The sequence below is a fragment of the Brachybacterium rhamnosum genome, from assembly GCF_039526185.1.
Taxonomy (GTDB): domain Bacteria; phylum Actinomycetota; class Actinomycetes; order Actinomycetales; family Dermabacteraceae; genus Brachybacterium; species Brachybacterium rhamnosum.
The window spans coordinates 956,116-976,693 of the sequence record NZ_BAAAIS010000003.1; the positions used below are offsets into that span (position 1 = coordinate 956,116).

The 20,578-nt window shown below is 74.0% G+C and carries 16 protein-coding genes; 6 read left to right on the forward strand and 10 right to left on the reverse strand.

Features of this window, described 5'->3' with window-relative positions; translation table 11 throughout:
* Nucleotides 1-13 precede the first annotated feature (13 nt).
* Genes ABD080_RS14775 through ABD080_RS14785 form a run of 3 tightly spaced genes read right to left on the reverse strand, consistent with a single transcriptional unit; the run spans nucleotide 14 to nucleotide 5,384 of the window.
* On the reverse strand, nucleotides 14-1,735 hold the full coding sequence (locus ABD080_RS14775) for a DUF5719 family protein (RefSeq protein ID WP_343905994.1): 1,722 nt from the start codon (nucleotides 1,733-1,735) through the stop codon (nucleotides 14-16).
* Nucleotides 1,728-5,078, reverse strand: coding sequence for a glycosyltransferase (locus tag ABD080_RS14780; protein WP_343905995.1), 3,351 nt, complete (start codon nucleotides 5,076-5,078; stop codon nucleotides 1,728-1,730). The genes ABD080_RS14775 and ABD080_RS14780 overlap by 8 nt, the downstream gene beginning before the upstream one ends.
* A gap of 12 nt (nucleotides 5,079-5,090) precedes the next feature.
* Nucleotides 5,091-5,384: a WhiB family transcriptional regulator gene (locus ABD080_RS14785; RefSeq protein ID WP_137770368.1), complete on the reverse strand. Its 294-nt coding sequence runs from the start codon at nucleotides 5,382-5,384 to the stop codon at nucleotides 5,091-5,093.
* A gap of 203 nt (nucleotides 5,385-5,587) precedes the next feature.
* On the opposite strand from ABD080_RS14785, the gene ABD080_RS14790 reads away from it, so the two are divergent.
* Nucleotides 5,588-6,658: a coenzyme F420-0:L-glutamate ligase gene (locus tag ABD080_RS14790; RefSeq protein ID WP_343905996.1), complete on the forward strand. Its 1,071-nt coding sequence runs from the start codon at nucleotides 5,588-5,590 to the stop codon at nucleotides 6,656-6,658.
* Nucleotides 6,655-7,326 carry a TIGR03089 family protein gene (locus ABD080_RS14795; protein ID WP_343905997.1) on the forward strand — a complete coding sequence of 224 codons (672 nt, stop codon included), beginning with the start codon at nucleotides 6,655-6,657 and terminating at the stop codon, nucleotides 7,324-7,326. The genes ABD080_RS14790 and ABD080_RS14795 overlap by 4 nt, the downstream gene beginning before the upstream one ends.
* 81 nt (nucleotides 7,327-7,407) lie before the next feature.
* Here ABD080_RS14795 and ABD080_RS14800 read toward each other — a convergent pair whose 3' ends face one another.
* The 6 genes from ABD080_RS14800 to ABD080_RS14825 all read right to left on the reverse strand — a co-directional run bounded on the left by ABD080_RS14800 (nucleotide 7,408) and on the right by ABD080_RS14825 (nucleotide 14,364).
* The gene (locus ABD080_RS14800) at nucleotides 7,408-8,178 is read right to left on the reverse strand and encodes an ABC transporter ATP-binding protein (protein WP_343905999.1); all 771 of its coding nucleotides are present in this window, start codon (nucleotides 8,176-8,178) and stop codon (nucleotides 7,408-7,410) included.
* 13 nt (nucleotides 8,179-8,191) lie between these two features.
* Nucleotides 8,192-9,124 (reverse strand): ABC transporter permease, encoded by a 933-nt coding sequence (locus ABD080_RS14805; protein WP_343906001.1) that lies wholly within the window; start codon nucleotides 9,122-9,124, stop codon nucleotides 8,192-8,194.
* On the reverse strand, nucleotides 9,121-11,130 hold the full coding sequence (locus tag ABD080_RS14810) for a glycosyltransferase (protein WP_377827333.1): 2,010 nt from the start codon (nucleotides 11,128-11,130) through the stop codon (nucleotides 9,121-9,123). The genes ABD080_RS14805 and ABD080_RS14810 overlap by 4 nt, the downstream gene beginning before the upstream one ends.
* Nucleotides 11,131-11,248: 118 nt before the next feature.
* The gene (gene glf / locus ABD080_RS14815; RefSeq protein WP_343906005.1) at nucleotides 11,249-12,409 is read right to left on the reverse strand and encodes a UDP-galactopyranose mutase; all 1,161 of its coding nucleotides are present in this window, start codon (nucleotides 12,407-12,409) and stop codon (nucleotides 11,249-11,251) included.
* 135 nt (nucleotides 12,410-12,544) lie between these two features.
* On the reverse strand, nucleotides 12,545-13,393 hold the full coding sequence (locus ABD080_RS14820; protein WP_343906007.1) for a glycosyltransferase: 849 nt from the start codon (nucleotides 13,391-13,393) through the stop codon (nucleotides 12,545-12,547).
* Entirely contained in the window at nucleotides 13,390-14,364 is a 975-nt protein-coding gene (locus ABD080_RS14825) for a glycosyltransferase (protein ID WP_137770361.1), read from the reverse strand. Before ABD080_RS14825 ends, ABD080_RS14820 begins: the two co-directional genes overlap by 4 nt.
* A gap of 279 nt (nucleotides 14,365-14,643) precedes the next feature.
* Between ABD080_RS14825 and ABD080_RS14830 the strand changes: the two genes are divergently transcribed.
* Nucleotides 14,644-15,879, forward strand: a complete 1,236-nt coding sequence (locus ABD080_RS14830; protein ID WP_343906010.1) for an LCP family protein — start codon at nucleotides 14,644-14,646, stop codon at nucleotides 15,877-15,879.
* Between the two features lie 58 nt (nucleotides 15,880-15,937).
* Here the strand turns inward: ABD080_RS14830 and ABD080_RS14835 are convergent, their stop codons facing one another.
* The gene (locus ABD080_RS14835) at nucleotides 15,938-16,654 is read right to left on the reverse strand and encodes a glycosyltransferase family 2 protein (protein WP_137770360.1); all 717 of its coding nucleotides are present in this window, start codon (nucleotides 16,652-16,654) and stop codon (nucleotides 15,938-15,940) included.
* Between the two features lie 156 nt (nucleotides 16,655-16,810).
* On the opposite strand from ABD080_RS14835, the gene ABD080_RS14840 reads away from it, so the two are divergent.
* The 3 genes from ABD080_RS14840 to ABD080_RS14850 are packed head-to-tail and all read left to right on the forward strand — an operon-like array spanning nucleotide 16,811 to nucleotide 20,551.
* Nucleotides 16,811-18,136: a nucleotide sugar dehydrogenase gene (locus tag ABD080_RS14840; RefSeq protein WP_137770359.1), complete on the forward strand. Its 1,326-nt coding sequence runs from the start codon at nucleotides 16,811-16,813 to the stop codon at nucleotides 18,134-18,136.
* A gap of 4 nt (nucleotides 18,137-18,140) precedes the next feature.
* Nucleotides 18,141-18,566, forward strand: a complete 426-nt coding sequence (locus ABD080_RS14845) for a DUF2304 domain-containing protein (protein WP_137770358.1) — start codon at nucleotides 18,141-18,143, stop codon at nucleotides 18,564-18,566.
* Nucleotides 18,563-20,551 carry a DUF6541 family protein gene (locus tag ABD080_RS14850; RefSeq protein ID WP_343906011.1) on the forward strand — a complete coding sequence of 663 codons (1,989 nt, stop codon included), beginning with the start codon at nucleotides 18,563-18,565 and terminating at the stop codon, nucleotides 20,549-20,551. Before ABD080_RS14845 ends, ABD080_RS14850 begins: the two co-directional genes overlap by 4 nt.
* The last annotated feature ends 27 nt before the right edge of the window (nucleotides 20,552-20,578 follow it).

The window sequence follows — 20,578 nt, forward strand, 5'->3', positions numbered from 1 at the left end:
CGCGAGGTGGGGGTCAGTCCTCGACCCGGATGCTCGTGCCCTCGCCGGTCGCGGTGCTCGGCACGACGGTCACCGCGGAGTGCAGCACGCCGCCCGCGCCGTCCTGCTCCCGCTGCATCCAGGCGGCGCGGACCGCCCCGGGCTGGTCCGGCACGACCACCACGGCCACCGGCTGGGCCCCGCCCGCGCGCAGGGACGGGTCGGCGACCACGGTCGAGGTGTCGGCGGCGAGCTCCCGCACGATCGGCTCGGAGGTGGTGGCGTCCGCCGCGACCGTGATGAGCGTGCAGGTGGTGTCCGCCTCCGCCGCGAGGGTGAGCCAGCCGTGGCCCCCGCCGGGCGGGAGCGCGACGATCCCGCTGCTCGTGAGCGAAGGTGCCGGCACGAGCACGGCGAGGTCGACAGGGGCGCCGAGGGTGCTGCCGGCGAGATCCGCCCCCGCGATCGGGGAGCGGACGGCGGCGCAGATCGCGGCGTCCGCGCGCACCCGCACCGTGACGGCGCCGTCGGGGAGGGACTCGAGGGCGAGCGTGGTCACGGACTCCCCCGTCACCGGGACCTCGCCCGGCGAGCCCTCGTCGATCACGCCGTCGGGTCCGAGCACCTCGACCTGCGCGGTCGTGTCCTGGGCGCGGAGGTTCGCGAACACGAGCGTGGGGGCCGTGCCCGCCACCTCGACGCCGGGGATGACGAGATCGCGGTCCGGCGCGGCGATCGGCGTCAGGATCTCGACGCCGCCCGGGGTGAGGCCGCTGCGCTCGGAGAGCTGGAGGTGCATGGCCAGGGGCGAGCCCTGCACGGCGACCTCGAGGGCGAGGGCCTCCTGGTCCGGGACGATCGACTCGAGGAGCACGGACTGCTCCTCGCCGGGGGCGACGACCACCTGGCTGCGCCCGGACATGGCGGCGGGGCCGTCGGGCGTCCAGACCTGGAGCGCGGCGGTCGCGGGGCGCGAGGAGGGGTTGCGGAGCACGAGCTGGGCGCTCGAGCCGGCGGTCGTCGTGAGACCGAGAAAGATCCCCTCGGCGCTCGGCGGGAGCGCGCGGGTGAGCGCGAGCGAGCGGTAGTCGCCGCTCGGGGTGAGGGTCGACTGGACGGCGTCGGCCACGGGCCTGTCGTCCTCGGCGGTCGCCGCGCCGAGCCGTGCGGCCCCCTCGACCGCGGAGGCGCCGAGCACGGTGTTCCCGACCTCCCCGGCGGTCACCGTGGCGTCCAGGGCGCTCCCCCCAGTGTTCACAGCGTCCTCGAGCGTGAGCGCGGGGGCGCTCGCCTCCCCCTGCTCGTCGCGCCGGGTCTCGGAGCCGCTCACCCGGCCGAACAGCAGGGACGAGTCCGTCTCGAGGGCGATCGCGCCCACGGCGACGGCCGTCGAGGGCGGTGTGACGGCGAGGTCGGCGTCGGTCGCGGTGTCGAGCACCTCCTGGGGCACCTGCACCGGTCCGGGGACCAGGAGGGTCAGCGGCCCGGGGCGGGCGGTCGTCGCGGCGCGCTCCGCCTCCGGGGCGCCGCGCGGGGGCAGCTCGACGACGGCGGCCGCGGCGGCCGCGAGCGGGAGCAGCGCGCCGAGCGCGAGCAGGGGGCGGCGGCGGGTCCCGCCGGAGGCGTCCTGCCCTGCGCCGGTGCGCGGGCTCCCGGCCCCGCCGTCGTCGGCGGCGTCGGCGGCCTCCCCGGGGCGGGGCGCCCCGTCCTCGGAGAGGGCGTCGGCGAGCTCGTAGCGGTCACGGCTGTCAGGCATGGAGCTCCTCCGCACTGCGGGTCCGGGCGCGCCAGGGGATCGCGATGAGGGCGGTCAGGCCCGTGCCGGCGTACAGCAGCACCTGCCAGAGCGGCCGCCAGGGCGTCGAGCGTCCCACCTCGAGGTCGCCCTCGGCGCCCGCGGGGAGGACGAAGCCCTGGGACCAGCCGTCGACGAGGGTCGGCTCGAGACGCTCCCCGTCGAGGGTCGCCGTCCAGCCGGTGTCGTAGCGCTCGGCGAGGACGACCGTGCGCTCGGCGGGCGCGGCGGCGACCGTGCCCCGCGCGTCGACGACCGTGCTCGCGAGAGGTGTCGCGTCGTCCGCGGAGCGCACGACGGCGCGGGCCGGGGCCTCGACCACGCGCCAGAGCCCGCCGGTCGCGGAGACGGTCACCTTCTCGAGAGCGGGAGAGGAGTCGAGGGCGGCGACGAGATCCGCCTGCGCGGCGGGGTCGCCGGGGACCAGCACGTAGGAGACGGCCGGGGAGGTGGCGGCCTCGTCGGCCGCGCCGGCCTCCCCCGAGACCAGGCCGGCGACCCAGGTCCGCAGGGCGGTCGAGCCGGGGTCCGCCCCGAGCTGCTCCCCCGCCTCCACGGTCGCGACATCGCGCGCATCGGCGACCCCCGCCCGCTGCAGCGCGCTCTCGCCGCCGTGGACGACGAGACCGGCGCTCACCGCGCCGTCCTCGTCCTGTGTGAGGGTCAGCACCCGGGTGCGGGCGTCGGTGAGGCCCTGGTCCGCGGCGGCGGCGGGGACCTCGACGGCCTCCGTGCGCTCGACCTCGAGCAGGCCCGGCAGCAGCACCGTCCAGCCGACGACGGTGACGAGGCATGCGGCGGCGACGCCCGCGGCGAGCACGGTGGTGAGCGTGCGGCGCGGCCCGGAGACCGTCGCGTCGCGGCGCGCGAGGGCGTCGAAGGAGGCGGCCGCACCCACGGACAGCGCGAGCAGGAGCACCGAGAGCAGCGGCAGGAGCTCCGCCGTCACGACCCGGTCGCCGTCCACGGCGACCGCGACGGAGCGGGCGATCTGGCCCGCCGCGAGCACCGCGGCGGCCAGCAGCAGGGAGAACCGGCCGGCGCGGCCCGCGGGCCCCGCGAGGAACGGGGCGACGAGCGCGCCGAGCACCACGGGCACGAGCGGCAGCAGGGGCAGCAGCGGGAGGAAGGCCGCCGCCGTGGGCCCCGTGAGGCCGGCGAGCGGCGCGAGGGCGCTGCGCACGGCGTCGACGTCCGGCAGCCCGGGGCCGGTCGCGGGCATGCCGCCCACGGCGAGCAGCGTGCGCGGCGCATCGGCGTACACGCCCAGGTAGGGCAGGTGCAGGGCGAGGGACGGCACGAGCACCCACAGCAGCCGCCAGCGACGACCGCGCACCGCGGGGGCCAGCAGGGCGAGCCCGAGCGCCGCGACGAGGACCAGCACCGGCTGCACCGCACCGATGACGAGCAGCAGCAGGCCCGCGGCCGCCGCCGCGGAGACGCTCGCCTGCGAGATCTTGTGGGGCAGCCCGATCGCCCGTCCCACGGCGAGGGCGAGCAGCGGGAGCAGAGCGTGCACGAGCAGCAGCGGCCAGGCGCCCGCGACGAGCCCCGTGAGCAGGACCGGGGCGAGCGCCCAGGCGACGGTCAGGGCGAGCCGGGCGCCGATCGCCCTGGTGATCGCCCCGGCGGCCCACCAGGCGGCGAGCGCGGCGACGGGCACGGAGGCGAAGACGATCGCCTCGACGAGCAGGTCGCCGTCCACGGGGAGGTGGCCGAGCAGCCGGATCAGCGGGTCGGCCGGGCCGCGGGTGCCGAGACCGCCGGGGATCCAGCTGGACCAGGCCGCCTCCCAGGTCGCGCGCCAGTCCGCGGGGAGGGCGAGCAGCCCGGGGCCGCGCAGCTCGCCGCGACCGAACAGCGCCCGCAGCGAGACGAGCCCGAGCACCACGGAGGCGAGCGCCACGACGGCGGTCCAGACGACGTGCCGTCCGTAGTCGGCGTCGTCGATGCCGTGGCGTGTGCCGGCGATCCCCCAGGTGGTGCGGCGGATGCGGCGGGTGCGGTCGTCGTCCGCGAAGAGCCGGTTCCAGACGTCGGCGGCCGTGCGGCGCAGGCTCTCGCCGAGCGGCAGGTAGAGCGGGGCGAGGCGGCCGCGGGGCACTCGGGCCCGGTGCCGGGCGCGCATCCCGCGACGCATGACGCCGGGAGCGCGGTGCATCGCCGAGGCCCAGGCCCGCAGCTCCACCGGGAGCCGGCGCGGCTGGACCGCGGCGACGTCCCCCGCCATCCGCAGCAGCGTGATCAGCGGGAGGAGGACGAGGAGCAGCACGGCCGCCGGGAGCGGGCGGTGCTTGAGCTGGACGAGGATCCGGCCCGTCCGCTGCTCCTGGAGGCGCTCGAGGAAGGGTGTGCTCGGCGCGGGGACCTCGGTCCGGGCGGCGGGCTGGACGACGACCCGCTCCCCCGCGCGCCAGACCCGCTGGCACAGGTCGATCTCCGCCCAGGGGGCGGGCAGCACGGGGTCGAGGCCGCCGAGCTCGCGCAGGGTCCGCTCCCGCACGAGCATGCCGGAGAGGGCGACCGCGAGGACGTCGTGGCGCCAGTCGGACTGCCCCTGGTCGATCTCGCCCGGGTCGACGCCCGTGACGATGCGGCCGGTGCGGGAGAGGCTGAGGCCGACGTCCACGAGGGTCGCCGCACGGGCGAAACGGCCCTCCCCGGGGGCGTCCTCGTGGCGCACGCGCTTGGTGCCCACGACCGCGGTGGACGGGGAGCGGGTGAGCAGCGCGAGCTGCTGCTCGAGCGCGTCGGCGGAGGGCAGGGAGCCGTCCTCGACGATCCACAGCCAGTCGTCGCGGTCGGCGGCGGCGGCACGGCGGCCGCCGCGTCGTCGGCGTCGGCGGAGCCGCTCGGGGACGCGGGCGAGGTCCTCCGCCTCCTGGGTGCGACGTCGCTCGAGCTCGTCGACGTCGACGTCGGCCGCCCGGCGGCCGGCCGACGAGGCGCCTCGGCCGTCGGCGTCCTGGTCCTCGGACGGGAGGGTGGCGTCGGCGGTCGCGGGGTCCTGCGCGGCGTCCCCGTCGTCATCGGGGCTCGCGGGGGTGAGCGTGTCGAGGAGGTCGAGCGCCTCGCGCAGAGCCCCCGCGCGTCCCACCCCGGCGGAGGTGGTGAGCAGGTGGTCGGCGCCGGCGGCACCCTCGAGGGCGGTGAGCACCTCGGGGTCCAGCGCGGCGGGCGCGACCGCGACGAGGAGATCGGCGGGGTTCGTCTGATCGCGCACGGCCTGCACGGCGGCGCGGGAGGAGTCGACGGACGACGTCCCGGACAGCAGGACGACGGCAGTGATGCGGCGCGAGGTCACCTGGACAGGATGTCAGACCGCCCGGCGCTTGAGCTTGCGCCGCTCACGCTCGGACAGTCCGCCCCAGATGCCGAAGCGCTCGTCGTTCTCCAGCGCGTACTCGAGGCACTCGGAGCGCACCTCGCACGAGACGCACACCTTCTTCGCCTCGCGGGTGGATCCGCCCTTCTCCGGGAAGAAGGCCTCGGGATCCGTCTGCGCGCACAGGGCGCGCTCGTGCCACGTGAGCTCCTCCTCGGCCTCGGTCGGCGCATGATCCAGCAGGGTCAGCTCGACACGCCCGTCGGGTTCGACCTGATCGTCCATCACCAGCCGCTCCTTCCTCTCGAGGGTGACCCCAGTGGCCTGGTCCGCCCCTAAAATACACCCGTGTAACTCTCCCCCGTCAAGCGGGCGGCGCCCGCCGAGGTCCCCGTCACCCCGGCGGGGAGCACCTCGTGCCCACCTCCCGCCGACCACCCGCCGACCGCCCGTCGGCCACCCGCCGGCCCCGATCGGAGACCCCGCCGATGACACAGCCCCGTCCCACGACCCGCCCCGTCGAGCCCGGCCACGTCGAGATCGTCCCCGTCCCCCACCTGCCCGAGGTCACGGCCGGGGACGACCTCGTCGCCCTGCTCGCCCCCGCCCTGCGCACGGCCGGTCTCCGCGACGGCGACGTCGTCTGCGTGTCCACGAAGATCGTCTCCAAGTCCCTCGGCCTCACCGTCGATCCCGCCGACCGCGACGTTGCGATCGAGCGGGTCGCCGTGCGCACCGTCGCCCGGCGCCTGCACACCCTGCGCGTCACCTCGATCGTCGAGATCCCCTCCGGTCCGGTCATGGCCGCCGCCGGGGTGGACGGCTCCAACGCTCCCGGGGGGCCGCTGCTGCTGCCCGAGGATCCCGACGCCTGCGCCCGCGCGCTGCGGGAGGGCCTCGTCGCCGCCCTCGGCGTCGAGCTCGGCGTGCTGCTGACCGACACCTCCTCTCGGGTCTGGCGGGTGGGCGTGGGGGACGTCGCCCTCGGCGCCGCGGGCATCGCCTCCCTCCAGGACCTCCGCGGGGAGGCCGACGACACCGGCCGCACGCTCCACGTCACCGTCCGCGACCTGGCCGACGAGCTCGCCGCCGCCGCGGACCTCGTCAAGGGCAAGGCGAGCCGCGTGCCCGTCGCGATCGTGCGCGGGGTCGCCGGCGCCGTCGTCGCGGACCCCCACGACGAGGTGCCCGCCGCACGCCTCGCCCGCACCGGCGGCGACGACTGGTTCCGCCGGCCGAGCCTCGAGTCCGTCTGGCAGGCCCTCGGCCTCGCCCTCGAGGACGAGCCCGTGGCCCGCATGTCCCCCGAGCCCGACGACGAGCGCATCGACCGCGCCGTCGCCGTCGCCGCCCTCCCCCGCCGCGGAGCCGCCCCGCTCGCCGCCCGCGCCGAGCGCACGGCCCCCGACCGCATCGACGTGCACCCCACCGCACCCGGGACCGCGGGTCTCCTCGACGCCGCGACCCTCGGCGAGCGGGTGCGCACGGCCCTGGCCGCCGAGGAGATCGCCGTCCCGCTCCCCCCGCTGCACGTGAGAATCCACGAGGAGACCGCATGACCACCGCCCCCTCTCTGCGCCGCGGCACCGAGCTGCTCGCCGCCCTCGAGTCCCTCGGCCCCCGCCCCGCGCTCGCCTGGCACGAGGAGGGCGGCCGCATCGAGCTGTCCGGCCGCGTCCTCGCGAACTGGGTGGCCAAGGCGATCGGCCACCTCGACGCGGAGGTCGCCCTGCAGAGCGGTGACCTGCTCGTGCTCGACCTCCCGCCGCACTGGAAGCGGCTCGTGCTCGCCCTCGCCGGCTGGTCGCTCGGCGCCCGGGTCGAGATCCTCGCGACGGGGATCGCCGGCGTGCTCGATGACGGGATCCGCGTGCTCGCCACCGACCGTCCCGGCTCGGATCTCGCCGACGACGCCGAGGACGTGCTCGCCCTCGCCGCCGTCTCCCTCGCCCCGCGCTTCGCCGGCGTGCTGCCGCCGCTAGCGCACGACTGGGTGCAGGAGGTGCGCGCGCACCCCGACCGCCTCGCCGCCGCCCTGCCCGCCTGGTCCGGCCCGCAGCCCGGGGGCGACCACGAGGGAGTCCCGCGGCTGCTCGTCCCCGGCGACGGCCTCGGCCACGCCGAGGCCGCCCTCGGGGCATGGCTCGCCGGGGGCGGGATCGTCGGCCCCGCCGAGGAGCTCGACGAGCGGGCCGTGGCCGACGAGGCGGTCACCGGCCGCGCATGACGGGGCCGGGCCCGCCCGGGGAGATCCCCGGACGGGCCCGGCCCGATCCGCTCCTGCGCTCCCGCACGGGGAGCGGAGCGCTCAGCTCGCGCGGAGCACCGCGACGGCCTCGGTGGGGTCGCCGTCGAAGATGATCTTCCCCTTGCGCAGCACGACGATCCGCGTGCAGAGCTTCTGCAGCATCTCGAGCTCGTGGGAGACGACGACCATCGTGCGGCCCGCGGCCTGCAGCTCACGGATCCGCTCGAGGCACTTCTTCTGGAACGGCTCGTCGCCCACGGAGAGGATCTCGTCCACGAGGAAGATGTCCGGGTCCGTGTGCACCGCGACGGAGAACGCGAGCCGCAGGAACATGCCCGAGCTGTAGTACTTCACCTCCGTGTCGATGAACTCCTCGATCTCGCTGAACGCGACGATGTCGTCGAAGCGCTCCTCGAGCTGCTCGCGGCTCATGCCGAGGATCGCGCCGTTGAGGAAGACGTTCTCGCGACCCGAGAGATCCGGGTGGAAGCCTGCACCGACCTCGATCAGGCCCGCCACGCGCCCGCGCAGCATCACCCGGCCGGCGTCCGGGAAGAGCACCCCGGAGATCGTCTTCAGGAGGGTGGACTTGCCCGAGCCGTTGAACCCGATCAGGCCCACCGTCTCCCCGGCGTGCACCGTGAGGTCCACGTCGTCCAGGGCCATGAAGGTGTCCGCGAGCGTCTTGCGCTGCAGGGCCGAGAAGACGAGCTCCTTGAGGGAGCGGTCGTGGCGGAGGGAGAAGCGCTTGGAGACGTGCTCCACGCGCACCATCTCGCGGTCCGTGGGGACCGCGGCGGAGGTGGGGACGTCCGCGATGTTCGGGGTCATCGGTGCCCTCCTCTCACAGTTCCTGCGCGAAGCGGCGCTTCGAGCGCTCGAAGACGATCGTGCCGACCACGAAGACCGCGACGGCGATGAGCAGCCCGGCCCACCACAGCCCGTAGGGCTCCCCCGGCTGGGCGAGGGTGTAGGCGAACGGGTGGTCCGTGGCGAGCTCGTCGACGACCGGCTTCGAGTACCGCCAGAAGGCGACGTGGAACAGCTGCACCACGATCGTCAGCGGGTTCAGCTGGTACAGCCACCACCAGATCGTGCCGTCGAGCGACTTCTGCACCATGTCGATCCGGTACAGCACCGGGGACAGCCACGTCGCGACCATGACGATGAGGTCCACGAAGTTCTCCACGTCGCGGAACGCCGCGTTCAGCGCCGCGGTGAGCATGCCCAGTCCCATCGTGAACACGAGCAGGATCAGCATCCCCAGCAGGAAGGCCACCGCCGCCGTGGGCGAGGGCAGCCAGCCGTTGAGCACGGCGCCCACCACGAGCACGAGCAGCTGCGGCAGGAAGTGCACGAGGGCGACCATCATGCTCGCCCACGGGAACAGCTGGCTGGGGATGTAGATCTTCGACACGAGCGCCCCGTTGCCCGTGATCGAGCGGGTCGCGTTGCCGAAGACCTCGCCGAACAGGTTCACCACGACGATCCCGCTGAAGAGGTACACGGCATACGCCGGGGTGCCCTTGTTCAGCTCGAGGAACACACCCATCGCGATGTAGAACACGAGGAACTGCACGGCGGGCTTGACGTAGCTCCACACCATGCCGAGCACGCTGCCGCGGTAGCGGACCCGCAGCTCCTTCTTCACCAGCAGGCGCAGCAGGAACCGCTCCTTGAGCGGGTTCAGCCACCCGGCGTCCTGGCCGGGGGCCTTCCACCCCTCGGCGCGCTCCGCGGCCGAGGGGGTGCGACGCGTCGGGGCGGTCGCCGTCACGCGGAGGCCCCCTCCGGGGTGGACGGCGCGGCGGTGTCGACGTCGTCGATGCCCGGGCGCACCGGGGCCGGGTTCTCGCTGAAGGTGCGCTCCCAGGCGGCGAAGGAGGTCAGGCCCTCCGCGGCGGCGCGGTACTCGTCCCGCAGCCGGTTCCACTGGCGGTACAGGTCCAGGTGGGTGCGCGCCGTGCGGACGAGCATCGAGCGGACCTGCTCCGGGCGGCGGCGGTACCAGGCGAGCTTCGTGCCCTCCGCGTTGGAGACCACGGCGCTGTCGTAGTGGCTCAGCGTCCACCACTTCGCGTCCTGGTGGGCGATCGCGGCCTGTGGGTGCGCGGCCGAGCTCTCCGGCGGCGCGGCGATCAGCTGACGCGCCATCGTCTTCGCGGTCCACAGCGGGAGCATCGAGCGGCGCGGGGCGGAGAACGCCCGGCCCTTGCGCGGCGGCTTGTGCATCCGCACCTCGGGGAACTGGTCGGCGTCCGCCTTGGTGAGGGAGTCGTCGTAGGTCTGCGCCATCGCCCGCAGCTCGGGCAGCTTGGTGCCGATCTCGTCGTGCAGCACGCCCGGACCGCGCAGGACGTCCTCCTGGGCGATCAGACGTGCCGCCTCGGTGTAGTACTGCATGGACATGAGGTGCTTGACATCGATGCCCTGGGACTCGGTGAGCACCTTGCCGCCGCGCTCGTAGACCGAGTGCAGCAGCGCCGTGATGATGCGGTTGCGCTCGTGGAAGTAGATCTGCCAGTCCAGCGCGTCGTTCTTGTCCGTCCACGTGATGTGCCAGACGGCCGCGCCGGGCATCGAGACGGTCGGGTATCCGGCCTTCTTCGCGCGGAGGCCGTACTCGGCGTCGTCCCACTTGATGAAGACGGGCAGGCTCAGGCCGATCGCCCGGACGGTCTCGGTGGGGATGAGGCAGGTCCACCAGCCGTTGTAGTCGACGTCGGCGCGGCGGTGCAGCCACGGGGTGGAGCGCAGCGGCTCGACGGCGAAGTCGTGGCCCAGGCGCCCCTCGGGGATCGTCACCTTGGGCTGGATCGCCCACGGGTCCACGCTCTCGCCGAAGGCGTGCAGCACCGAGCGGTTGTTGAGGTCGAACATGTGCGCGCCCACGAGCATCGGCGTGCGCGCGAAGTCCGCGAAGGTGATCATGCGCAGGAGCGACTCGGGCTCGATGTCGATGTCGTCGTCGCAGTTGATGACGTAGGTCGAGGAGCCGTTGGTCGACGCCTCGTACATGCCGCGCGAGAAGCCGCCGGAGCCGCCGATGTTGCCCTGCTCGATGATCTGCAGCTGCTCGCCCATCGCGGCCTGCAGGGGCTCGATCTCGTCGTGGTCGTTCAGGCGGTCGGTGCCCTGGTCCACGACGTACATGACGTCGAGCTTCTCGCGGAGGTCCGTGTCCTTGCTGATCAGCTCGATGTTGTCGAGGCAGTAGGAGACCTTGTTCATCGTCGTCATGGCGATCGAGAAGGTGCCCTCGGTGCGGGCCGCGGAGGCGTCGGCCGTCCACTGGGCACCGTGGATCGTCAGCGGGTCCGGGCCGGAGATGACGTCGAACCAGTACCAGCCGCCGTCGCCGAAGGCCGTCAGCGGCAGGTCGAAGCGGGTCTCGCCGGGGCGGGAGACGATGGCCATGTCGTGGCGCTGGATCGCACCGCGCGCGTTCGAGCGGTAGACGATGATCTGCCCGCGGCCGCTCGTCGCGATCGTGAGCGTCACCTCGCGCACCGGGGTCCAGCGGCGCCAGTAGCTCGCCGGGAAGGCGTTGAAGTAGGTGCCGAAGGAGCGCAGCGACTGCGGCGGCACCTCGACGCCGTGGCGGGCGCTGAGCTCCTCGAGGTCGAGCTGCGACGCCCCGGTCGTGCCGGTGGCCCCGGCGGCGGGCTCCGCGCTCTCCGCGGTGGCGGTGCCCAGCCCGAAGGAGCCGGTCTGGGCGCCCGAGCGGGCGGCCTGCGACTCGATGTACAGCGGGATCACGTCGGGCGTCGGCGCGAGCGGCATGATGAGCCGCTGCAGGATCCGCTGCGGGGCGCTCTCAGCCGACTCCGCGGACTCGGCGGACTCGGTGCTCTGGGGACGGGTCGTGCTCACGATCGGTGTCTCCTCCTCGGGGACGCGCTCAGCGGCGCAGCAGGTCGGCGAGCTTGTTGTCGGCCATCGACAGCGCGGCGCCGATCGCCATGTGCATGTCGAGGTACTGGTAGGTGCCCAGGCGGCCGCCGAACAGGGTGCGGGGCTCGGCGTCGGCCATCTCGCGGTACCGCAGCAGCGAGTCGCGGTCCGTCGACGAGTTCACGGGGTAGTACGGCTCGTCCTCGCGCTCCGCGAAGCGCGAGTACTCGCGCTGGATGACGGTGCGGTCCTTGGGGTACTCCCGCTCGGGGTGGAAGTGGCGGGGCTCGATGATGCGCGTGAAGGGCACCGACTCGTCCGCGTAGTTCATGACCGAGGTGCCCTGGAAGTCGCCGGTGGTGTCGAGGTGCTCGGTCTCGAGATCGATCGTGCGCCACTTGAGGTCGCCGAGCTCGTAGTCGAAGTAGCGGTCCACGGGGCCCGTGTAGACGACCGGGAGCTGGCCGCGCACGGCCTTCTTGTTGAAGGGCTGGGACTCGTCGAAGTAGTCCACCCCCAGCTGCACCTCGATGTTGGGGTGGTCCGCCATGCGCTCGAGCCACGCGGTGTAGCCCTGCTGGGGCAGCCCCTCGTGGGTGTCGTTGAAGTAGCGGTTGTCGTACGTGTAGCGCACGGGGAGGCGGGAGATGATCCCGGCGGGCAGGTCCTTGGGATCCGTCTGCCACTGCTTGCCCGTGTAGTGCTTGATGAACGCCTCGTAGAGCGGGCGGCCGATCAGGGAGATGCCCTTGTCGTTGAGGTTCTCGGGATCGGTCCCGGCGAGCTCCCCGGCCTGCTCCTGCACGAGCGCGCGCGCCTCGTCCGGCGTGTACGCGGAGGAGAAGAACTGGTTGATGGTGCCGAGGTTGATCGGCATGGGGTACACGATGCCCTGGTGGTTCGTGTACACCTTGTGCACGTAGCCCGTGAACGCGGTGAAGCGGTTCACGTACTCCCACACCCGCTCGTTCGAGGTGTGGAACAGGTGGGCCCCGTACTTGTGGACCTCGATCCCGGTGGCCTCGTCGGCCTCGGAGTACGCGTTGCCGCCCAGGTGCGGCCGCTTGTCGATGATGGTGACCTTGGCGGCGTGCTCGGTCGCGGCGCGTTCGGCGATGGTCAGGCCGAACAGGCCGGAGCCGACGATCAGCAGATCAGGAGTGGCCACGGGGGTTCCTTTCGAAGCGGTCGGACGGTCCTCGGTGGACCAGCTCACAGTAGCGGAGGCAGGTGGCGGGGGCGGTGCCCCCGGGGACGGCGCGTCGGGCGATGTGCGCCCTGTCATGCGCCCGCCCGTGCGGGCTCAGCGCATGGGCTCCACGAAGCGGCGGTAGCCGAAGCGACGCAGCCGCCACGGGGCGAGACGGTACCCGCCGCGCAGCACGATGTTGGTCAGGAACGCGCGGGGACCGATCACACGGTCCAGCAGGAGCGTGCGCTGGAGGCGCAGGTCGCTCGTGAAGAGCGTCCAGCCGCCGCGGCGCTCGAAGAGGTGCTCGTCGACGCGGTAGTCGACGACGACCTCCTCGACGTTGCCCATGCGCGCCCCGCCGAGCATCATCCGCTCCCACAGCCAGTAGTCCTCGAGCAGCGGGAGGTCGCGGTAGCCGCCCACGGCGAGCGCGACCGAGCGCCGCAGCACGATCGTGGGGTGGTGGAAGGGCGAGTGGCGGCCCAGGTAGCCCACGATCTGCTCGTGCTCGAGGGGGCGGGTGCGCAGGGGCCCCTCCCCCGGGGCGACCCGGTCGCTGAACTCCTGCATGGACCCGCCCAGCAGATCGGCGCCCTCGCCGTCCTCCGTGCGCGCCATCCGCGGTATCTGGACGGCGAAGCGCTCGGGCCGGCAGAGGTCATCCGCGTCGGCCCGCGCGACGATCTCGTGCGGGGAGGCCTCGAGGCCGTCCTGGAGGGTGAGGGCGATGCCCCGGTGCTGGGGGTGGCGCAGCACGCGGGCGGGACCGAACTCCTCGGCCTCGACCCGCGCCACGAGCTCCTCGAGCGCGCTCGGGAGCGGGCCGTCGACGGTGAGCAGGAACAGGTCCGGGCGCAGGGTCTGGCCGGTCGTCGCGGAGGCGATCGCCGCCTCGACGCGCGCGGGCTCGTCGCGGCCCCAGAGGGGCATGAGCACCGCGAACGGGGGGACGGCGCTCATCGCCCGGCCGCCCGCTCGATGCGGCGGACGTCCGCCGCGGCCTCCGGGTCCGTCGCGAGGACCGCGGCCGACGGTCGCGGACCGCGGCGCAGCGCGGCGAGCAGCCCGCGCGCACCGACGCCCGTGAGCTCGCCGCGGTGGCGGGCGAGCCGGCGCAGCCAGCCCAGCACGGTGCTGCCGCCGTAGAGCACCTTCTCGGACGGGGTGAAGGAGGTGGTGCGCAGCAGCGCCCAGGTGCGGTTGCGCACGTCGTAGTAGAAGCGCGAGCCCGGGTTGGACTGGGCGTCGCCGAAGAGCACGGTGCGGTGCTCGACCACGGAGGCGGGGACCTGCAGGCCCCGGCCCCGGCGCAGCAGGCGGCCGGTGTGCTCGAAGTCGTCGGACCAGATGAAGTAGTCGGCATACGGGAGGCCCAGGCGGCGCACGTCCTCGCCGCGCAGCAGTGCGGAGACGTAGCTCGCGGTGCGGATCGGCCGGCCGCCCGCGGCGGCGGCGTCCCGCTTCTCCCCCGCGCTCGCCCGGAAGCGGGTGCGCTGGGTGTTCATCGGGTGGTCGCGGCCGTCGGTCCAGACGGCGCGGGAGCTGAGCACGCTCAGCCGCACCGGCGACGCCTCGATCGAGCGCAGCAGCTCCGCGAGGGCGGAGGGCGTGGGGACCGTGTCGTCGTCCATGAGCCACAGCCAGTCGGCGTCGTGGCGCACGAGCGCGCGGGCCATGCCGGCCGCGAAGCCGCCCGCCCCGCCCACGTTGCGGCGCAGGTGCAGGACGTCGGCGCCCAGGGGGTGGGCATCGGCGACGCGACCGGAGCCGTCCGAGGAGGCGTTGTCCACCACGACCACGGCATCCGGGCGGCGCTCCTGGGCGGCGAGGCCGTCCAGGCACTGCTCGAGCAGCTGCTCGCGGTTGTAGGTGACCACCACCGCGACCACGCGCGGGGCGCTCTCCTGCCCCCGTGCTGCGGTGCTGTCCACAAGGCCTCCTGCTGGTGCGTCGTCGTGGCGCCGGGGTCCCCCGGCGGCGCCGGCGGGCGCCTCGGACCAGTGTACGGAGAGGTCCCGGGCCGATCCCGGGAGCCCCGCGCACGGCGTGTGAAGGTTCGCAGGAGGTTCCGCGACGTCATGGACCCGGTGCGGTCGCGCGGGAGGGTTGGGGCTAGCCTGTCGGGCGCCATCACCCGTCAGCACCCGCCGGCCCGCGCCGCGACGGGCCCCCGAACAGACCCGCGCCACGCGAGCGAGAGGAGACGGCACATGAGCGATCAGCAGCCCCCGCGCTCCCCGCGACACGGAGGACCGCGCCGCCCCCGGGGCCATCGCGCCCGCGCCGGCGGCAGCGCCCGCCCCGTCCCCGCGCCGGGACGCGGCGAGCGCGAGGAGACCCCGACCCGCGCCTACCCGGCCGTCGATCCCTGCACGGCCCCCGCCCGCGACCGGGCTCCGGAGCGCCATGCGGCGCCCGCCCGCGACGCCTCCGATCCGCTCCTGGCCGGCGCGCCCGTCGGGGACGTGCCGGACGGCGCTCCCCGCCGCCACGCGCGCCGGCCCGGCCGCCGCTCGCGCCTGCCCCGCCCCCTGCGGCTTGGGCTGACGCTCGTCGCCCTGGTCCTCGTGGTGCTCCTCGCCTGGGGCGCCGGCCTCGCGCTGTGGACGAACTCCCGGATCGAGCACGTCGACGCGCTCTCCGGGGCGGAGGCCACCGAGGGGCAGACCTACCTCATCGCCGGATCCGACGCCCGCGGCGGCGACGCCGTGGCCGACGACGGCACGACCGGCCAGCGCACCGACACGATCATGCTGCTGCACAAGGCCCCGAACGGCCGCAGCTACCTCGTCTCCCTGCCCCGCGACACCCTCGTGGACATCCCCGGGCACGGGAGGTACAAGCTCAACGCCGCCTTCGCCTTCGGCGGCGCCCCGCTGCTCGTGAAGACCGTGGAGCAGTTCACCGGCATGACGATCGACCACTACGTCGAGATCGGCTTCGACGGTGTCGAGGGCATGGTCGACGCCGTCGGCTCCGTGAACCTCTGCATCGACCAGGACGTGGACGACGAGAAGTCCGGGCTGAAGATGACCGAGGGCTGCCACGACGTGGGCGGTGAGCAGGCGCTCGCCTTCGTGCGCGCCCGCTACTTCGACCCCACCGCGGACATCGGCCGCCAGGCCCGCCAGCAGCAGTTCGTGGGCGCCCTCATGTCCCGCGTCGCCTCCCCCGGCGTGCTCCTGAACCCCGTGACCCAGGTGCGGCTCGCGGGCGCCGGCACGGACGCCCTCGCGACGAGCGAGGGCACGGGGATCGTGGACCTGGGCCGGATGGCGCTCACGGCGCGCAGCGCGATGAAGGCCGGCACGGTGACCATGCCGATCGAGGACCCGGCCTACCGGACGAAGCACTCCGGTCAGGCGATCCTCACGGACGACGACGACACGGCCGCGTTCTTCGGCTCGATCGCCGACGGCAGCGCGGAGCCGAAGGCCGCCTCCTGACGACCGCCAGAGCCGGCGCTCCCCGCTGATCCGTCCCGTCGCGAGAGGACGGATCGGATCAGCGGAAGAGCATGTCGATGACGATGTTCACGGAGTTGAGCACCGACTGGCCCTTCGAGCGGGAGTAGTCCGTGTAGAGGATGTGCACGGGGTGCTCGCGCACGGTCAGCTCGTGGCGGCCGATCTCCTCGACGATCTCCGAGGCGTGCGCCATGCGGTTCTGCTCGATCGCGATCCTCTCGCACGCCTCGCGGCCCAGGACCCGCAGCCCGTTGTGGGCGTCCGTGAGCCGCACGCCGCTGGTGACGTTCGAGTACCAGACCGCGCCGCGCAGCACGATGCGCTTGATGAGGCCGGGGCGCGTGCGCCCGTCGAGGAAGCGGGAGCCGAGGACCACGTCCACGCCCTCCTCCTCGCGCAGGGCGATCATGGCGGCGGCGTCGTCGACCTGGTGCTGACCGTCGGCGTCGAAGGTGACGACCTGGCGCATCCCCGGGTCCCGCAGCGCGTAGTCGATGCCGGTCTTCAGCGCGGCGCCCTGGCCGAGGTTGAAGGGATGGCGCACGACGGCCGCACCGGCCTCCTCGGCGATCCGCGCGGAGGCGTCCGCGCTGCCGTCGTCGACGCAGACCACGAGCGGGTAGCGGGTGCGCAGGGCGCGGATGACGTCGCCGATGACCTCACCCTCGTTGAACAGGGGCACCACGAACCAGGTGCGCTCCGCGCCGGGGCTGTCGGCCTCGGGCGCCGGCTCCGGATGCTCGGTAGAGGTCATGCAGGGCTCCTGGGGACGCGGGACGTCCGGGACGACGAGGCAGGGCATCCGGGTCCAGGCCCGGGACAACGACGGACGATACCCTGTCACGGTGGATCGCCCCCGGGCGACCGTCCCTCGCAGAAGTGGCGCAGTGCGCCGGAAGGAAGATCTCACGTGAAGACTGCTGTCGTCGCCCTCGGCAAGATCGGGCTCCCGCTCGCCGTCCAGTTCGCCGATGCCGGCCACGAGGTCGTGGGCGTCGACGTCAATGCCCGCCAGGTCGAGCTGATCAACCAGGCGAAGGAGCCCTTCCCGGGCGAGGCCCAGCTCGCCGAGAAGCTCGCCGAGCTCGTCCCCGCCGGCCGCCTCCGTGCGACCACCGACTACGCCGAGGCGATCCCCGGCGCGGACGCCGTCGTCATCGTCGTCCCCCTGTTCGTGGACGACGCGAGCTGGGAGCCGGACTTCGGCTGGATGGACGAGGCGACCCGCTCGCTGGCCGAGCACCTCACCCCCGGCACCCTCGTCTCCTACGAGACGACGCTCCCCGTGGGGACCCTGCGCACCCGCTTCGTGCCGATGATCGAGGAGATCTCCGGGCTGAAGGAGTCGCAGGACTTCTTCGCCGTCTTCTCCCCCGAGCGCGTGCTCACCGGCCGCGTGTTCGCGGACCTGCGCAAGTACCCCAAGCTCATCGGTGCGATCTCCGAGGAGGGCACCGCGCGGGCGCGCGCCTTCTACGAGTCCGCGCTGACCTTCGACGAGCGCCCTGACCTGCCCCGCCCCAACGGCGTGTGGGACCTCGGCTCCCCCGAGGCCTCCGAGCTCGCGAAGCTCGCCGAGACCACCTACCGCGACGTGAACATCGCGCTGGCCAACGAGTTCGCGCTGTTCGCGCAGGACCACGGCATCGACGTGTACAAGGTCATCGAGGCCAGCAACTCGCAGCCCTACTCCCACATCCACCAGCCGGGCATCGCGGTGGGCGGCCACTGCATCCCGGTCTACCCGCGCCTGTACCTCTCGGGCGACCCGAGCGCGACGACGGTCCGCACCGCCCGCCAGCTCAACGCCTCCGTCCCCGCGTTCCTCGTGGAGCGCGCCGCGGGCCTGCTCGGCTCGCTGAAGGGTCTGAAGGCCGTCGTGCTCGGCGCCTCGTACCGCACCGGGGTGAAGGAGACCGCGTTCTCCGGCGTGTTCCCGGTGGTCGAGGCCCTCCGTGCCCAGGGCGCCGAGGTCGCGGTGCACGACACCTACTACGACGACGAGGAGATCGCAGGCTTCGGCTGGGCGCCGTACCACCTGGGGGAGGCCGCGGATCTCGTGATCGTGCAGACCAACCACCCGGAGTACGCGGAGCTCTCCGCCGCGGAGGTCCCCGGGGTGAAGCTCGTGGTCGACGGCCGCAACATCACGACCGCCGAGAACTGGGCCGGCACGCCGCGCCTGGTGCTCGGCGACGGCTCCGCCTCCACCCACCAGCAGGCCGAGGAGGCCTGAGCCGGTGGGCGCCCACGAGCTGATCCTCGCGCTGGGGCCCACGATCCCCGCCGGGAGCCGCACCCTGATCATCCAGATCCTGCTGGTCCTGGGGATCCTCGGGATCATCGCCTGGCTGTTCATCACCCGCGGGGCGAAGCAGCTGGCCGTGCGCCGCCTGCTGATCCTCGGCTTCGCCGTGTTCGCGGTGCTCACGGTGATGTTCCCGCGCGTGCTGACCTCGGTCGCGCACGTCGTCGGGGTGGGCCGCGGCGCGGACCTGCTCCTCTACGCGACGGTGATCGTGCTGCTGGGCTCGCTCGCGCTCGCGGAGGCCCGCACGAAGAACGCGGAGAAGCGCACCACCGTGCTCGCCCGCCGCCTGGCGCTGGACGAGTCGGAGCAGCCCCTCGCCTACCGCGAGCGGATGCTCGGCACCGACCGCGGATGACCGACGTCCTGCTCCTGCTGCTGAGCGTCCTGCTGGTCCTCGCGGCGACCTATCTGCCCGGCTACGCGGTTCCGCGCGCCCTCGGCGGCTCGCGCCTGCTGTCCCTCGCGATCGCCCCGGCGGTCGCCGCCGGGATCGCGGGCACCGCGGCCCTGATCGCCCCGTTCGTCGGGGTCGGCTGGTCGCTGCTGCCGCACCTGGGGCTCGCCCTCGTGCTCGTGGGCCTCGCGGTGCTGCTGCGCCGGTGGGGCGTGCGCCTGCCGGGCGCGGCCCTCGAGGGCCGTCTGATGCCTCCGCGCACGGTGCTGCTCGCCCCGGTGTGGGTCACCCTCGCCGCCGCGCTGGCCGTCGTGCCGATCGCGGTGCGGGCACGGACCCCCGGCGTGGTCCTCGAGCGCTGGGACACGCTCTACCACCTCTCCGCGCTGCAGCGGATCCGGGAGACCGGCACGGCCTCGAGCCTCGACGTCGGCTCGGTCTCGAGCACGGTGGGCGAGGCGACCGCGTACCCGGCGGCGTTCCATGCGCTGGCCTCCCTCGTGCCGGGGGTGCCGGTGCCGATCGTGCTGAACGGCGCGGTGCTGGCCCTCGCGCTCGTGCCCTGGCTGCTGGGCTCGGCGCTGCTCGCAAGGGCCGTGTTCCCCGAGGTGGCCTGGGCGCCGTTCGCCGTCGCGATCGGCGCGGCGATCGTGCCCGCCGCCCCGCTCGACGAGTGGATCCATCTCTCCGCGATCCCGAACCTCGTGGGCTTCGCGGCGCTCCCGGGCGCCCTCGCCGCGGTCCTCGCGCTCTGGCAGGCGCTGTTCCCCGGGCCGACCCCGACGGGGCCGACGTCGGCGCTGCAGGAAGGGCCGGCGGTCGACGCCGCCCCCACGGCCTCCGGGTGGCGGCCGGCCCTCGCGGCCCTCGCGATCGCGGGCCTCGCGGCGCTGGGTCTCGGCCTGCTGCACCCGAACGTCGCCGTCATGGCGCTGCTGCTGACGACCGTGCTCACCGCGGCGACCGCGCTCCGCGAGCGGCGTCGCCGGCGCCTGCTGTGGCTGGTCCCCGTCCTCTGCGTGATCCCCGTGCTGCTGCTGGCCCTGACCCCGCTCGCCGCGGCCGTCACCGGCTTCCAGGGCGGCCTCCAGGTGCCGTGGTGGTCCGCGCTCGGCGAGATCCTGCTGGGCCTGCTGACCGTGTGGCCGATGGCGCTCGGCATCATCCTCGCGGCCCTGTGGTGGCCGGGGCTCGTGCGCACGCTGTGGCGCGGACCGGCCCGCTGGGTGGGCGTCGCCTGGATCGTCGTGGCCGTGCTGTACCTCGACTCCGCGGTGGACTCCCCGCTGGGCCTCTCGACACTCTGGTACCGCGGGCAGGACCGCCTCTCGATGCCGCTCGCCATGCTCTCCGTGCTGCTGATCGTGCCGGGCCTGCAGGTCTGGGGCCGGCTGCGCGGCCCCCTCGACGCCGACGGCCGCCGCCCGCGCCCCTCGCGCCCCGTCATCGCGCTGCTCGTGGTGCTCGCCCTCGCGGCGGGGGCGAGCTCGATCCCGACCCGCCTCGACAACGCGGCGAAGAACCTCTCCGCGGAGTACTCGGGCCGCGGCCGCTTCCTCCAGCAGGACGAGCTCGAGGCCTGGGCCGCCGCCGATCCCACGATGGACCACTCCCTCAAGGTGCTCGCGAGCCCCTTCTCCGGCGCCTCGCACATGTACGCGATCCACGGTCAGCAGGTGTACTTCCCGGTCGCGGGCATGGCGCTCGAGAACCAGGACCGGGCCCTGCTCTACGCCCTCTCCGGCTCGAACGGCGAGGTGCCCGCCGCCCAGGTGTGCGATCTGCTGCACGAGGCCGGCGTGGGCTACGTCTACCAGGAGCAGATCACCTACCAGTGGTCCTCGACGTTCGACCTTGTGAACCGGGCCGATCCCGCGATCGGCACCGTCGTCTTCGAGACCGACCAATCCCGACTCATCGCCGTCGACTGCGAAGGGACCACGTGACCTCTCCGGCCCCGGACCCCGCTCAGC

Excerpts from the sequence above, each read along its gene's own strand:
- ABD080_RS14820 (WP_343906007.1), bottom strand. The coding sequence starts at position 13,393 with ATGAGCGCCGTCCCCCCGTTCGCGGTGCTCATGCCCCTCTGGGGCCGC.
- ABD080_RS14785 (WP_137770368.1), bottom strand. The coding sequence starts at position 5,384 with ATGGACGATCAGGTCGAACCCGACGGGCGTGTCGAGCTGACCCTGCTG.
- ABD080_RS14795 (WP_343905997.1), top strand. The coding sequence starts at position 6,655 with ATGACCACCGCCCCCTCTCTGCGCCGCGGCACCGAGCTGCTCGCCGCC.
- ABD080_RS14810 (WP_377827333.1), bottom strand. The coding sequence starts at position 11,130 with ATGCCGCTCGCGCCGACGCCCGACGTGATCCCGCTGTACATCGAGTCG.
- ABD080_RS14775 (WP_343905994.1), bottom strand. The coding sequence starts at position 1,735 with ATGCCTGACAGCCGTGACCGCTACGAGCTCGCCGACGCCCTCTCCGAG.
- ABD080_RS14800 (WP_343905999.1), bottom strand. The coding sequence starts at position 8,178 with ATGACCCCGAACATCGCGGACGTCCCCACCTCCGCCGCGGTCCCCACG.
- ABD080_RS14830 (WP_343906010.1), top strand. The coding sequence starts at position 14,644 with ATGAGCGATCAGCAGCCCCCGCGCTCCCCGCGACACGGAGGACCGCGC.
- ABD080_RS14790 (WP_343905996.1), top strand. The coding sequence starts at position 5,588 with ATGACACAGCCCCGTCCCACGACCCGCCCCGTCGAGCCCGGCCACGTC.
- ABD080_RS14850 (WP_343906011.1), top strand. The coding sequence starts at position 18,563 with ATGACCGACGTCCTGCTCCTGCTGCTGAGCGTCCTGCTGGTCCTCGCG.
- ABD080_RS14835 (WP_137770360.1), bottom strand. The coding sequence starts at position 16,654 with ATGACCTCTACCGAGCATCCGGAGCCGGCGCCCGAGGCCGACAGCCCC.